Genomic DNA, 13,912 nt, shown 5'->3' with positions numbered 1-13,912 from the left:
TATGCTTTTTTGCTAGGGTAACTTTACCAAAGTTTAGATTTGAAACCAATGATCATTTTAAGTTTTTATCCAACTTTGGAAAAGTTAAAAATCACGAGATAAACAGTTTTAGATAATCATCAATCACAAGTCCCAAAAAGCTTATAGGATGTATCGATCAATATGGGTTGGCCTGCACCTCTACTTACGGTAAACCTTTCTTCTATGGCATCACAGGTATTCCAGTCTGATTCTTTGGGCACTTTCAGTTCATAAGCTGGAGCATTGATGGCTTCTCCATTGATGCTTCTAATAAATGGTCGGCTATTGTTGGAAGACTTGATTTGAAAAGCGTAGATGATGTCTGTGGGCGTGTTATAAATCTTCAGGTCTATAAAAAATTGTGCATTGAAGCGATGAATGCTTTCTTGTAGTACCCAGGACGCTGGCGTCGAATTGAGACAACTGCTTTCACATTCCTCATCTCCATATTTTTTCATAGTAGCAAAAAACTCCCCATGGGTAAAGCTTTCCAACATGATACGCTCAGCCTCCGATTGCTGATCTTGATCATCAAAATCTGGGTCTATATCTTCCTTTTTGGAGCAGGAAAAGAACATCAAAACTGCTATTACTGACAAGAAATAAAAGGAATATCTTTTCATTAGAATTCAATTTTGAGAAAACCTTCACTAAATAGCTGATAATTATACAATAAGTCAAATTTTTATAAGTAAAAATCAACTTTTAATTCTTGGCATCAAAAAGCCCCAGCAGACCACGATGGATCTACTAGGGCTTTGACTTTTTGTTTGCTAGAAGATTGAAAATCCTGCGTGTAAAACCTGCCAGGTTTTTGAAAGTATTCTTAAAATTTAAAAATACCGTTTGAAACCTGGCAGGTTTGGTTTATTCAAGCGCTAATCAATTCAATTACAAGCAGCAGTGATGTTGTTTTTCAACTTATTGCCGCCAAACTCACCACCTTGAACCACGAAGTTGGTCATCAAGTTAACACTGCTTGGTGTAGTATTTTTATTTCCTTTGCTATTAGAATTAGAAACTTCACATGCTGGCTTAAACTGCAATTCAAACGTGATACCATCACCACAAGCAGCCAAGTCACCTGTCCATCTGATTCCTCCATTGGCACCGTTACCAAATTCTTCATATGACTTACCGTCCAAAGCTTCCCAATCTGCAATTTGAGGTAAAGTCATTTGGATGGTTACATCTTCCAAAGCTTCATTAGAAATGTAAGTGAATCTATACGCGTTCTCCATTCCCTCTATGGCTTCTACCATGAATTCTTCACAAGTATCGATTACACAAATATCAAATAGTGCATAGGAAGTGGAAAAAACCACAGTATTTCCAGTTGCACCAGCATTTGAATTGCTATTGGTGCTTCTCACTTCAATATCATCTTTGATTTCTGTACATGCAACAACTGATTCTAAAGCAACTTCATAAATAAAAGGCTCAGCAGCTGCTTGATTGCTTGCATAAATATCTGAACCATTGAAAGTAATCTTTTTTAGATCATTCCCTTGACTACTTCTGAATTCATATACCATCACCTCGCCTTTTTGGTAGGTGTTTACGAAAATCTCATTTCCATTTTGGAAAGACGCTGTATAGCTTTCAACAATAAAGGTACTTGCATCTTCAGGATTGATACAGTAATCATCGCAGGAAACGTCTTCGTGAGTTCTGAAGTTAGCAGCATTTATACCGCCTAGTGGAGTGAGTTTGAAGCCATCAGCGGTGGCTTCGATTTGATTGTCTTGGATCGCATCCGGATGAATATCCTCAAGCTGACTACAAGAAAAAAGCAACATAGCAGATATCACAGCAACTACTGAATATCTACCCCCTAACATAGTAGATCTTTTCATTTTATTTTGGTTTTGTTTGTTAATAATGACTCAAAGAAAAAAGAATAAAATTTAAAAAGCAAATTTATGTATATGTAAAACTTTTTTATGTTTGTATTAAATAAAAAAAGCTACCCGAGGTGGGTAGCTTTTTGAATTACTTGCATAAAATATTCACTCATAAACACATCTGAGATTTAATCGAAATATTTATAAAATTTTTCCTTCAAGGAGGCATACTTTTCAAATCTGCATAAATATCGAGTTGAATGATACTTTAAAAAGTCCTGTAAATTATGACCAAAAAAAAGTCCACTCAATTTAAAGAGTGGACTTTATTATTTAAGTGAAATATAGTTAATTTTCAGGCTGGGTTACTGGCTTACATTTTCCAGTTATTTTAGCATAAAGGCCTAAATAATATAAATCCTCTGTAATATTTGTAAATGTTACAGTTCCGCCTGTTTCAGTTGTACGGATATCATTAAAGCTATCTCTATTTAAACCACTAATAGCAGAACTACTATAGAAAGTACCCCATTCGTCAAATGAATACGCAGCATCAAGAACCTCAAATTTAACTTCTATTTTATATATTGGATTTTGACCTGTACCTCCGTCTCTATCTCTTTTATAGGTTGCCTGACCTACAACATTTGTTCCATCCATTAGCAAAAACTTATCTGACTCGAATTCTTCACTCGCTTCACCATTGTTACTTCTCGTAACACTTCTAAACCAAGTATCTGTACAAGATACAGCACATGTTTGAATTGAATAAGACATAAACATTGCCCAGTTACCTTTTCCATCTGAATTGAATGCTTGACCTTCAGCCCAAGCTCCTTCAGTTTTATAGGAAACAGCTTCAGTTCTATCTTCATTAAATTCAGTGACATTAATTACACTAGCGTGAACAGCTACGTCAAATTCACCCATACCCCTTAACTCCTCACTGATTGTAAGTTTATAGGTATACTCTTGATCTGCAACGCTAAAATCTACAGGCACAACTTCATTAATTGGAAATTTTCCTGGCGCAGGATTAACTATTTTGTTTTTTCCTTTGGCAACAAAATCCACAGAAGTTTGACCTGCGTAAATTTGAATATGTTGAAGGAACCAATCACCATTGTCAAATCCTTCTCCTTTTTCAATACTTACAGTCACATAAAATTCATCCTCAGTGTTAAATACTGTCACCTCTCCAATAGGAGTTTTTTGACCTGCCAATAATCTCGCGGTCAATGGAGTCCCACATTCCATGCCTAGGTAATCTTTCCCTACTCTTGCGTTAGGATCAGTACTTTTAAAATTCACTGGAATCTTTGCTTGAGCCACGCTCAAGTCCTGCGTTTCAAATGTCTCAACTTGGCTACATGAAAAAAGCAGCCCCGCGCTCAACAAAACAGCCATGCCGTTTTGGAACATACTAAATAAATTGGTTTTCATCATTAAAATTAGTTTTGGTTATAATTTGAGCAGAAAAGTAAATAAAAAGATTCTAAAAGCAAATTTATGTATATAAAATGCATTTTTATTGATTTGACAAGGGTCGCGTTTTTATAAGCTTAAAAAGTCATTGCTTTTTGCTTCTCAAAACTAAATTCAAAAAAATTGACTTTTTGGTAGATTAAATAGCCTATTAATTAACATAAATTATTTTTATGTTAATTCTAAAATTTACATGAATGGTGAGGATAAGAAGCCGGAATATTGAAAATATTGATTTATTAGAATAAGTGTTTTTGATACGAATGGATGTTAAATATTATGTATATCCGCTTTCTTACCAGTAGAACCTATAAAGTGGTATAAGCCTATGATTTCAAGCCAATATCAATGAATATCTAATATCTATTAATATCGGATTAATCTAGGAACTTATTTAATTTGGTTAGTGGTATAATTGCGGATAATCATATTAAATATTAAGATATCAATTGATTCCAAACACGTGATCGTACTATTAACAAATGCTCGTGAATATATGTGTTGATCCGAGCTAATATCCATTAATTTCTTTATTAGAAGCATTGAATTACTTCAGTGAAAAGTTCTTCCTCAAATTCTGAAGTCAAATTAGTTCTCCATAAGTCCTGATCCCCTTCTGCTCAGCCAATTTCAGCAGCTTCATCAGCAACTGTGCTGTGAGGAAGGCGTCACCAGCAGCTGTATGCCTATCATCCAAGGCTATGCCATAGCGCTCACAGAGTGCGTCTAGCGCATACTCCCCCCGCTTACCCATCCTTGGGTCATAATGGGGACCCTTTTCCAATCGCATCGCTAAGGCTTGGGTATCAATGATGGGATTCAATAAGTTCCGCAAGCCGTACTGCTTCAGTAGCTTCTCTAGCATCCCTAAGTCAAAGCAGATATGGTGACCCACGATGATATCATTGCCTACATAATGTAAAAAATCTTCGGCAAAATCCCTCAATGGGGAAATCTCAATGGGATAAAGAATCTCGTGCACCTTGAGAGAATCTGCCTTCTGAATGGGTGTATTGAGATAGACTTCTTTGCTTTGGTTGAGTTGCAGGCGATAACCTATCACTTTGACCGCACCAAAGGAAACGATGTAATCCTTCTTCACATCAAAACCTGTGGTCTCAGTATCCAAAACAGTAAAGTTCAATTGCGAAATAGGTCGCTGATCTGGAATATTTTTAGCGAATAATGCTTCATAAGCCTCCACAAAAGTAGTTTTGGCAACCTTTTTACCGAACAAAAAATCTAACCAACCCATCATCAGCTATTGAAATAGTCTAATTGAAACCGCACCCGCATAACTTGTTGCAATTCATCGATTGGAGCAAATGCATTTTTTAGCAGTTGCCGTTGTAGTTTACCCAAAGCTTCGGGTTGAATATACCTGCCTGATGAACCCGAGCGCAGGCCCTCAATGGCTCGCATTCGCATCAGGATTTCATAAGCTTTGCCAGCCTCAAGCATGAGTTCACGATGATTGGGTTCCAGTTCAGCGATCTTTTCAAAACGCTTGAAAGTATTGTTGATACCCACCACGCGATGACTGAGTACAAGCAACCTGCCCATATCAGTCAAGGGCATCATTGCACGCAGCTTGATGTCAAACTTGTCGCGATGCTCCCCGCTTTTTTCTACGATGAAGTTTTTGAAGAAACCCAAAGGAGCTGGATTTAGCAAGGCGTTTTTGGCAAGAAAATTTAAGAAAACTGACTTGCCCGATATTTCTTGATAGATATGCTCCGTCATGGCATCTGAAAGTGGTCGATGACCAAACACCGGACGAAAGTCAAAGAAAATCGTCGCATGCATTAGCGCCTTTTGATTGGGGCTCAAAATCCAATCAGAAAAATACCGCTTCCACTGTGTGAGTGACTGACACCATTCAGGATTATTAGCCATCATATCGGCAGGACATGCTTGAAATCCACAAGCCAGCAAGATTTCAATAATCTCTTCAGCTATCAGTAGCATATATTTCCTGACGGCTGCCTCATTTTCGGCGGGTACATCTTCATAAACTATGGCATTGTCAAGGTCTGTCCGCAGCAGTTGCTCTTCTCTACCCTCACTACCCAAGGAAAGGAAACAGAATTTCACATTAGCCGCTTCTGGGTGATCAGCATCATGCTTTTGCTTTGCTAACTGGACAGCGCGCTGTATGATGATGTCATTGATTTCTGAGATGATATTGGCGACAAAGTCCATCGCTACTTCATTCTCCAAATAATATTTGAGCAGCAATTCGGCTCTATCTCTTACCTTGGCCATCTCGCTAACCTCCCATGTGTTCATCAGCGCATTGATCAATACCGCCGGGCTATTTCCTTGAGAAAGCAGGATATCATGATCCGATAAAATCCCCGTGACAGGACTTTGTACAGTTCCATCTTCGGTGAAAATCAGGTGATGCAGCCTGTTTTTAATCATCGTCAAATAGAGATGGGCAAAACCAGCATCCTTCCGCTTGGTAATAACTGGCGAGGTCATAACCTCCTCCACTTTGACTTCATAGGAAAGTCCTTTTGCCATCACCCGATTGCGGAGGTCTTTATCCGTAATGATGCCAACAGGGAATTTGCGATCGTCTGTTATCACCACCGAACCTACTCCCTTTTCGGCCATGGCCTTTGCGGCATCTCCGATACTTGTACCTTGACAAACACAGAGGACATCCTTCGAGAAATTCATATCAGACTGCCCCGTGAAAATCAACAAACCGTTATCCTGAGAGCTCTCCTTCAGCTCACTTCTGGCCTTCTGGCCCTGTGAAAGATCCCTTCTTACTACCACCTGTCCTGAAGCAAATCCTGCGGCAAAATAGAGACTCACTCGGCTATTTTCTTGAAGCACTTTTTCGAAAATGGCCACTGGAATGGCATAGACTAAGCTATCCTCCTTCACCAAAGCATTGAGAATATAAGGTCGCTTACCTAATAAGGCCAATACCCCAAAAACATCCCCCTCGTCACAGATTTCCACGATTTTCTCTCCTTTATCTTCCTGATCTATCAGGTGAATGGAGCCCTCTCGGAGCACGAAAAAGAAGTCCTGTGCTGGATCTCCTTTTTGAAACAAGTATTCGCCTGCTCCAAAATACCTGACCTCAACAGCCTTTGCCACAGCCATAAGTGTCTTTTCATCCAAAAAATGAAAAGGAGGAAATCTGTTGAGGAATTCCTTGACTCGGTTGACGATGACGTTTGACATGTTTTATTTGGTATGTGAGAAATCCAAAATTAAGACATTGAAGTTTGAACTTGATATGTGATGGAAATATGGTTGAAATAAGGTGGAAATATTATAGAAATATGCCTCGACGAAATAAAGCATAACTATAACCTCACTTTTATACACAAGAAGAAATATTTTTCAATTTTATCTATTTCGCATAAAATATTTCGACGAAGGCATATATCAACTTTATTTCGCGAAGCTTATTTCAAAATATTTATAGTCTGCCTTCGATAATCTCCTTCACCACTTCAGGATCGAGGAGGGTAGAAGTATCTCCGAGGTTGTCGACAGTTCCTTCTGCGACTTTTCTCAGAATTCTACGCATGATTTTGCCTGATCTGGTTTTAGGAAGGCCTGATACAATCTGAATCTTATCTGGTTTGGCAATTGGCCCAATGATCTTGGACACGGTATCCTTGATTTCATTGGTAAGGTTCTCAGCTGTTCTATTTTTCATATCACAGATGACATAGGCATAGATTCCCTGACCTTTGACTTCGTGAGGATAGCCAACTACTGCAGACTCGATTACCAGTGGATGCTCGTTGATGGCGTTTTCTACTTCTGCGGTGCCCATTCTATGGCCTGACACATTGATCACATCATCTACTCTACCGAGAATTCGATAATAGCCATCATGATCGCGCTTGACGCCATCACCTGTAAAATACATGTTTTTGTAGGTAGAGAAATACGTTTGCTTGCAGCGTTCGTGATCACCATAGGTAGTTCGGATCATCCCAGGCCATGGAAATTTGATGCAAAGATTCCCCTCCACTGAATTCCCTGTCAATTCCTTCCCTTCTGCATCTACAATACACAGCTGAATTCCTGGAAGTGGCAAAGTCGCATAAGCAGGCTTGGTAGGTGTGATACCTGCTAATGGTGAAACCATCATCCCACCTGTTTCAGTCTGCCACCAAGTATCAACGATAGGACATCTTGACTTGCCAATGTGTGTATGATACCAATGCCAAGCTTCTTCGTTGATAGGTTCTCCTACGGATCCAAGGACCTTCAGCGAACTCAAGTCATAAGGCTCGATCGGGTCGGTACCATATGCTTGTAGCGCACGAATAGCTGTAGGTGCAGTGTAGAAAATATTCACCTTGTACTTCTCTACCACAGCCCAAAATCTACCCGCATCAGGGAATGTAGGCACACCTTCAAACATCAGGGAAGTCCCTCCTGCCAAAAGAGGTCCATATACAATGTAAGAGTGACCTGTGATCCAACCTATGTCGGCAGTACACCAATAGACATCACCGGGAGAATACTGAAATACATTTTCAAATGAATATTTGGAGTAAACCATATAACCTCCAGTGGTATGGACTACACCTTTTGGCTTACCCGTGGAGCCCGAGGTGTAAAGAATAAATAGCATATCCTCACTATCCATCTCCTCAGCTTTATTCGTATCCGCTACACCTTCGATGACATCATGCCACCAATGGTCTCTCCCAGCTTTCATATTCACTTCCTGATTGGTTCGCTGATAGACGATGACCGTTTCTACAGGAGCTTTTTCCATGGCTTCGTCTACCACAGCTTTGACAGGTATTTTTTTATTCCCTCGGAAATTCCCGTCAGATGTCAAGACAGCTTTTGCACCACAATCGATGATTCTGTCAGACAAAGCCGAAGAGCTAAATCCTGCAAAAACAACAGAATGAATAGCACCAATCCTAGCACAAGCTAACATCGCTACTGCAGCTTCAGGAACCATCGGCATGTAGATGATCACCTTATCTCCTTTGCCTATACCTTTTGCTTTGAGGGCATTGGAAAATTTACAAACTTCATGGTAAAGATCTTTGTAAGTAATCGTCCTTCCGGCTTCGTTGGGATCGTTTGGCTCCCAGATAATCGCAGGTCTGTCTCCAATGGTGAACAGGTGTCGCTCGAGTATATTTTCGGTAATATTCAATTTGCCATTGACAAACCAATTCACATTAGGCTCTTCAAAATTCCAATCGAGCACCTTATCCCATCTTTTTCTCCAATGGAAAGAGTCCGCGATTCTCGCCCAAAACTCTTCAGGCTGTGTCACTGATTTCTGGTATTCATGGAAGTACCCGCTGAGGGTATGTATTCTATCACTCATGGTATGGTTATTTTGAATTTAAGATTTATGATTTAAGATTTTAGATTATTGATTTTTGCCCCGAGGTGTCGGGGTGAATTAAGATTTTAGAATCTGAATGATTAGTCTAGAAGTCCCTTGACTTTACTTACTAGGTCTTTGTTGCCAAATGGCTTGGTCAGGTATAGGTCGGCACCAAGCCCTAGTCCTTTTTCAATATCCTTCTGCTTACTTTTGGCTGTGAGAAAGACGACCTTCACTGCATCACTTTTTTGCCTGATGTATTTGCATACTTCATAGCCATCTACCTTGGGCATCATGATATCCAAGATCACCAATTCAGGAAGATCTTCCTCCACAATCCCCAACGCTTCCTCTCCATCTCTTGCTATAAAGACCTGAAAACCCTCTTTCTTGAAAAGGTATTCTAAGGACAAGAGGATATTGGGTTCATCGTCTACGATCAATATTTTACTCATGATTACTTAGTTGATTTAATTTCAAAACATCTTTATTGACAGGCAAAGAGAACTCAAAGCAAGTTTCTCCTTTCACTATATTGACTATTATTTCTCCTTGGTGATAAGTGATGATTTTCTTCGAAATCGCCAAGCCAAGACCTGAGCCGATTGGTTTTTTGCTTGTTTGATTTTTCGCTTGGAAGAACTTATCAAATATATACGGAATCTCCTCCTGAGGAATGCCCTTCCCATCATCTTTGACCACAACTCTCAAAAAACCATCTTTGACATCGGCTATTAACGATACGCTGGATTTTGCAAACTTGGAGGCATTAGAAAGCAGATTTAAGATGACCTGCTTGATTCTATCTTCATCAAGATCAAGCGTCAGGTCTTCAAAATTCAGCTCAATGGTGAAATCCAAGCCTTTTTCCTTCATCACCTGATACATGGAATCTGTCGCTTCTAGAATCAAGATTTTTACATCTGTAGGCTCTATGTTCAACTCTTGCCTACCAGAATCAAAACGCTCCAGATCCAAGACCTGATCTATCAACCTACTCATACGATTGGCTTCCTGTATGATAATATCTAGGAACCTCTTTCGCTCTGACTCTGGCAAATCATCATCGAGCAGGATTTCTGAGAATGCTCTGATCGAAGTGATCGGTGTTTTCATTTCGTGCGTTACCGTAGAGATAAATTCATCCTTGAGCATGTCGTTGAGTCGCAGTGCCTCATTCATGGCTTGCAACTTTTCAGAAGCCTGCTTCAACTCTTCACTTTTACCTCTAAGTTCTTCATAGAGTGACTTGAGTTCTTGTGTCTCCCTGAGAATGTCCAATACTTCCTCCATACTGATCTCCTCTTCCTTGACTACTGAGGATACTAAAATTCTGGCAGAAGCAGATCCAATAATCCCGGACAGTAGACGCTCCGAATAATTTACCAATTCAGGATCCGCAAAATTCTTTTGACTCAATGCCTTCCCCGTCTGAGCCATAAATTGATTGAGAGCCTCTTCGGTCTTTTCACTTCCAAGGAAATTCACTAATAAAGCTTTTAGGTCTGGGAGATATGCCTGCCCTTTCCAAATCACTGATGCATCCAACGAAGTACTGAATCTGAAAATATCCACAAAAATCACCGCTTGATTATGTTCCTTGGAGGTCTGCACTGTGAATAAGCTGATCAGTACATAAAGTAAGGCATTTATAGAAAGGGAAAAGAACAAACCGTGAGTGATATAACTCATTTCATCGAATCCCAATAGAGATTGTGGTCTGAGAAAACCTAATCCAAACAAACCCTCAGTCAATAATTCCTCAGAAATATATCCTGCCGTCACCATAGTAGGCACCACTAGGGTATAAAACCAGATTAAAAAACCAGCGATGATTCCTGCCAAAGCGCCAGGTCGAGCACCCTTTTTCCAAAATATACCACCGATAATGGCGGGCGTAAATTGAGCAATAGCTACAAAGGAAATCAAACCAATGGAAACTAGCGTGAATTGACCAGCAACTTGCTTGTAGTATAAATACGCAGCTAGAATGATCAGGAAAATTGAAATTCTTCTAGACCAAATCAAAATATAGCCTAGCCTATGCTGATATCTTTTTTGAAAGCTTTCGTTGATCAGCAGTATAGGCATGACAAGGTTATTACTTACCATGGTGCTAAGCGCTATGGTAGATACAATGATCATCCCCGTGGCAGCAGAAAATCCACCCAAATACACCAATATAGCCAACCACTCTTGATTGAATACAATAGGAAATGCCAAGACAAAGGTATCTGCTTCAAAACTTCCAGATGGGAAATAAACTAACCCTCCCAAGGCAATCGGCAGCACAAAGACATTGATCAGAAGAAGGTACAATGGAAATAGCCACATAGCTGTATCTATGTGTTTCTCGTTGGTGTTTTCGATCACTCCCATCTGAAACTGTCTTGGGAGGAACAAAATTGCCATCATGGATAATACTGACATCCAGAACCACTCCGAAATGCCATTATCCCCTTGCATAACGAAAAGGTGTTCCAAGCCAGAGCTCGTAGCCTGACTAAAAATATCCGCAAAACCATCAAAAACGATGAAGCTGACAAATACCCCAACTACCAAAAAAGCAATCAACTTAAAGATGGATTCAAAAGCAACTGCCATCACCATACCTTCGTGCTGGGCCGTAGCTTCTATATCCCTAGTACCAAAGAGTACAGTAAATAATGCCAATCCAATGGCTAGATAAAATGCTGTGTCTTGATAGAAAGGAATATTCGCCAAAATTTCCGTGGCATTAGATTCCTGCAAAATCTGAAAAGAGGAAGCTACGCCCTTTATCTGAATGGAAGTATAAGGTAAAATCCCAAGTAAACAGAAGATGGTCACCACTCCTCCAAGGGTCACATTTTTCCCATACCTACTTGAAATGAAATCTGCTATGGAGGATATGCGCTGAACTTTAGAAATCCGAATAATCTTCCGCATGATGACCCACCAAAGTGGTGCAATCAAGCTAGGTCCGATATAGATTGTCAAAAACTCTAGCCCATTGGTAGCTGCTCTCCCAACTGAACCATAATACGTCCATGCAGTACAATAGACCGCCAAGGTCATAGCATAAATGGCAGGGTGATTAGAAAGTTTACGCCCTTTTTTTGCAGTACGCTCAGAAAACCAAGCGATTGCAAAAAGCAATGCCAAATAGCCAAAAGTAAACGATATGATCAGCAGATTACTAAACATGCTTATCTCGTTCAGATTTTCTTACTGCCCAGAAAGTCAATACAATCAATAGCACCCAAAAAGCAAACACAAAGAAGTAAAGCACAGGAATTCCAAACCAAACCTCTGGAATATCATAAATTGACAGCACAGGATAGTTTAGCAAAAACATTCCTAAAAAAAACACTGCCCATAAATATTGCTTCTTTAATCCTTCCTTCATCTAAATATCCTCGATTTTATCTTTTCAAATTACGGCATTTGTCTGATGGATAAAAGGGAAACCCGGACAATCTTGTCTGAGCTTCCCGAATGATTATCCTCGATATTTACTTTAATGATCATGTGCTGCACCAGCACCTCTAGGAATTCTGATCTCTTGAATCATATCCTGTACTTGCTTAGGTGGTGCAGGTGTAGCTTTGGAGACGAAATAACAAACTATGAAATTCACCAACATCCCAACACTTCCAATTCCTTCTGGCGAGATTCCAAAGAGCCAATTATCCGAAGAAACCATCTCAGGTGCCAACCCAAATAAAGTTACACCAAATTTGAAGAAGGTAATGTAAGCCAAGGTGAACACCAAGCCGGACACCATACCTGCTATAGCCCCTTCTTTGTTCATCCTAGTCGAAAAAATCCCCATGATGATCACTGGAAAGAAAGATGCTGCGGCTAAACCAAAAGCAAAAGCAACTACTTCCGCCACAAATCCTGGAGGGTTTACACCAAAGTAACCTGCTAATCCCACTGCTCCAGCAGCGGAAATTCGAGCGATCAGCAATTCTCTTTTCTCAGTCATATTAGGCTTAAAAGTCCTGAACAAGTCTCTAGAAACTGAGGTAGAAATCACCAAAAGTAACCCTGCTGCTGTGGAAAGCGCTGCCGCCATCCCGCCTGCTGCTACAAGTCCAATTACCCAATTTGGTAACTTGGCAATCTCAGGGCTCGCAAGCACCATGATGTCTTTATCTATGTTCAATTCATTTGTTTCTGAGTTAGCGGTATACTGAACAATACCATCTTGATTTTTGTCATTGACGGTGATTAGGTTTGTTTTTTGCCAATTATTCACCCATTCTGGTAGGTCATTGACAGGTTTGTCTGCTACTGTTTCGATGGCATTGTAAATTCCAAAAGCCGCTACAGCTGGCGCTGTGGTATAAAGAATGGCAATAAACACCAAAGCATATCCTGCTGACAACCTTGCATCTTTTACCCTTGGTACAGTGAAAAACCTCACGATCACATGAGGTAATCCAGCCGTACCTACCATCAGTGCCAGAGTAATGGCAAAAATATCTCCCATACTTTTTCTTCCTGAAGTGTATGCTGCAAAGCCCATTTCGCCCAATACACCATCCAATTTATCTAAAAGGTAGGAACCATCTGCAACAGTGCTCCCTAGGCCCATTTGTGGAACTGGATTTCCTGTAAGCTGCATAGAAACGAAAATCGCTGGCACCATAAAAGCAAAGATCAGTACACAATACTGTGCTACTTGGGTGTAGGTGATCCCTTTCATGCCACCGAGTACTGCATAGAAAAAGACAATACACATCCCGATAATCACACCTGTATTGATATCTACTTCAAGGTATCTGGAAAATACGATCCCAACACCACGCATCTGACCTGCCACATAAGTAAAAGAAATAAATAGCGCACAAACTACAGCGACTACACGAGCCTTGTTGGAATAATAGCGATCTCCAACGAAGTCAGGCACAGTAAACTTCCCAAATTTCCTCAAATAAGGTGCAAGCAATAAGGCAAGTAAAACATAACCACCAGTCCAGCCCATAAGATAAACAGAGCCATCATATCCAGAGAAAGCAATGATTCCCGCCATGGAGATAAAAGAAGCCGCCGACATCCAATCTGCTGCTGTAGCCATTCCATTGGCCAGAGGAGAAACACCTCCACCTGCTGTATAAAACTCTTTTGTAGAGCCTGCTCTCGTGTAGATCGCAATTCCTATGTAGAGGGCAAATGATAAGCCCACTAAAATATATGTCCAAGTTAAAATATCCATTATTTTTATTGTTTAGAG

At 40.1% G+C, this 13,912-nt stretch carries 10 protein-coding genes; all 10 read right to left on the bottom strand.

Annotated features, from left to right (window positions below):
* Positions 1-119: 119 nt before the first annotated feature.
* Positions 120-644 carry a hypothetical protein gene (locus BW935_RS03550; RefSeq protein WP_076498636.1) on the bottom strand — a complete coding sequence of 175 codons (525 nt, stop codon included), beginning with the start codon at positions 642-644 and terminating at the stop codon, positions 120-122.
* Positions 645-908: 264 nt separating this feature from the next.
* The gene (locus tag BW935_RS03545) at positions 909-1,877 is read right to left on the bottom strand and encodes a hypothetical protein (RefSeq protein ID WP_076498635.1); all 969 of its coding nucleotides are present in this window, start codon (positions 1,875-1,877) and stop codon (positions 909-911) included.
* 336 nt (positions 1,878-2,213) lie between these two features.
* Positions 2,214-3,311 carry a hypothetical protein gene (locus BW935_RS03540; protein WP_139325486.1) on the bottom strand — a complete coding sequence of 366 codons (1,098 nt, stop codon included), beginning with the start codon at positions 3,309-3,311 and terminating at the stop codon, positions 2,214-2,216.
* A gap of 622 nt (positions 3,312-3,933) precedes the next feature.
* Positions 3,934-4,608: a 3'-5' exonuclease gene (locus BW935_RS03535; protein ID WP_245802633.1), complete on the bottom strand. Its 675-nt coding sequence runs from the start codon at positions 4,606-4,608 to the stop codon at positions 3,934-3,936.
* Positions 4,608-6,554: a DUF294 nucleotidyltransferase-like domain-containing protein gene (locus BW935_RS03530; RefSeq protein WP_076498630.1), complete on the bottom strand. Its 1,947-nt coding sequence runs from the start codon at positions 6,552-6,554 to the stop codon at positions 4,608-4,610. The genes BW935_RS03535 and BW935_RS03530 overlap by 1 nt, the downstream gene beginning before the upstream one ends.
* A gap of 241 nt (positions 6,555-6,795) precedes the next feature.
* On the bottom strand, positions 6,796-8,688 hold the full coding sequence (acs, locus tag BW935_RS03525; protein WP_076498628.1) for an acetate--CoA ligase: 1,893 nt from the start codon (positions 8,686-8,688) through the stop codon (positions 6,796-6,798).
* Between the two features lie 101 nt (positions 8,689-8,789).
* On the bottom strand, positions 8,790-9,146 hold the full coding sequence (locus tag BW935_RS03520) for a response regulator transcription factor (protein WP_076498627.1): 357 nt from the start codon (positions 9,144-9,146) through the stop codon (positions 8,790-8,792).
* Positions 9,139-11,877: a sensor histidine kinase gene (locus tag BW935_RS03515; protein WP_076498625.1), complete on the bottom strand. Its 2,739-nt coding sequence runs from the start codon at positions 11,875-11,877 to the stop codon at positions 9,139-9,141. Before BW935_RS03515 ends, BW935_RS03520 begins: the two co-directional genes overlap by 8 nt.
* On the bottom strand, positions 11,870-12,079 hold the full coding sequence (locus BW935_RS03510; protein WP_076498623.1) for a hypothetical protein: 210 nt from the start codon (positions 12,077-12,079) through the stop codon (positions 11,870-11,872). Before BW935_RS03510 ends, BW935_RS03515 begins: the two co-directional genes overlap by 8 nt.
* A 111-nt stretch (positions 12,080-12,190) precedes the next feature.
* On the bottom strand, positions 12,191-13,894 hold the full coding sequence (locus BW935_RS03505) for a sodium:solute symporter family protein (protein ID WP_076498621.1): 1,704 nt from the start codon (positions 13,892-13,894) through the stop codon (positions 12,191-12,193).
* Between the last annotated feature and the right edge of the window lie 18 nt (positions 13,895-13,912).

It is taken from the genome of Belliella pelovolcani, assembly GCF_900156785.1.
In the GTDB taxonomy this organism is placed as follows: Bacteria; Bacteroidota; Bacteroidia; order Cytophagales; family Cyclobacteriaceae; genus Belliella; species Belliella pelovolcani.
The sequence above is the reverse complement of the archived record's forward strand: the minus strand, read 5'-3'. Positions and strand labels throughout refer to the sequence as shown.

What these genes read in the sequence shown, in the direction of transcription:
- BW935_RS03550 (WP_076498636.1), bottom strand. Translation starts at nt 644, where the DNA reads ATGAAAAGATATTCCTTTTATTTCTTGTCAGTAATAGCAGTTTTGATG.
- BW935_RS03545 (WP_076498635.1), bottom strand. Translation starts at nt 1,877, where the DNA reads ATGAAAAGATCTACTATGTTAGGGGGTAGATATTCAGTAGTTGCTGTG.
- BW935_RS03540 (WP_139325486.1), bottom strand. Translation starts at nt 3,311, where the DNA reads ATGATGAAAACCAATTTATTTAGTATGTTCCAAAACGGCATGGCTGTT.
- BW935_RS03535 (WP_245802633.1), bottom strand. Translation starts at nt 4,608, where the DNA reads ATGATGGGTTGGTTAGATTTTTTGTTCGGTAAAAAGGTTGCCAAAACT.
- BW935_RS03530 (WP_076498630.1), bottom strand. Translation starts at nt 6,554, where the DNA reads ATGTCAAACGTCATCGTCAACCGAGTCAAGGAATTCCTCAACAGATTT.
- acs (WP_076498628.1), bottom strand. Translation starts at nt 8,688, where the DNA reads ATGAGTGATAGAATACATACCCTCAGCGGGTACTTCCATGAATACCAG.
- BW935_RS03520 (WP_076498627.1), bottom strand. Translation starts at nt 9,146, where the DNA reads ATGAGTAAAATATTGATCGTAGACGATGAACCCAATATCCTCTTGTCC.
- BW935_RS03515 (WP_076498625.1), bottom strand. Translation starts at nt 11,877, where the DNA reads ATGTTTAGTAATCTGCTGATCATATCGTTTACTTTTGGCTATTTGGCA.
- BW935_RS03510 (WP_076498623.1), bottom strand. Translation starts at nt 12,079, where the DNA reads ATGAAGGAAGGATTAAAGAAGCAATATTTATGGGCAGTGTTTTTTTTA.
- BW935_RS03505 (WP_076498621.1), bottom strand. Translation starts at nt 13,894, where the DNA reads ATGGATATTTTAACTTGGACATATATTTTAGTGGGCTTATCATTTGCC.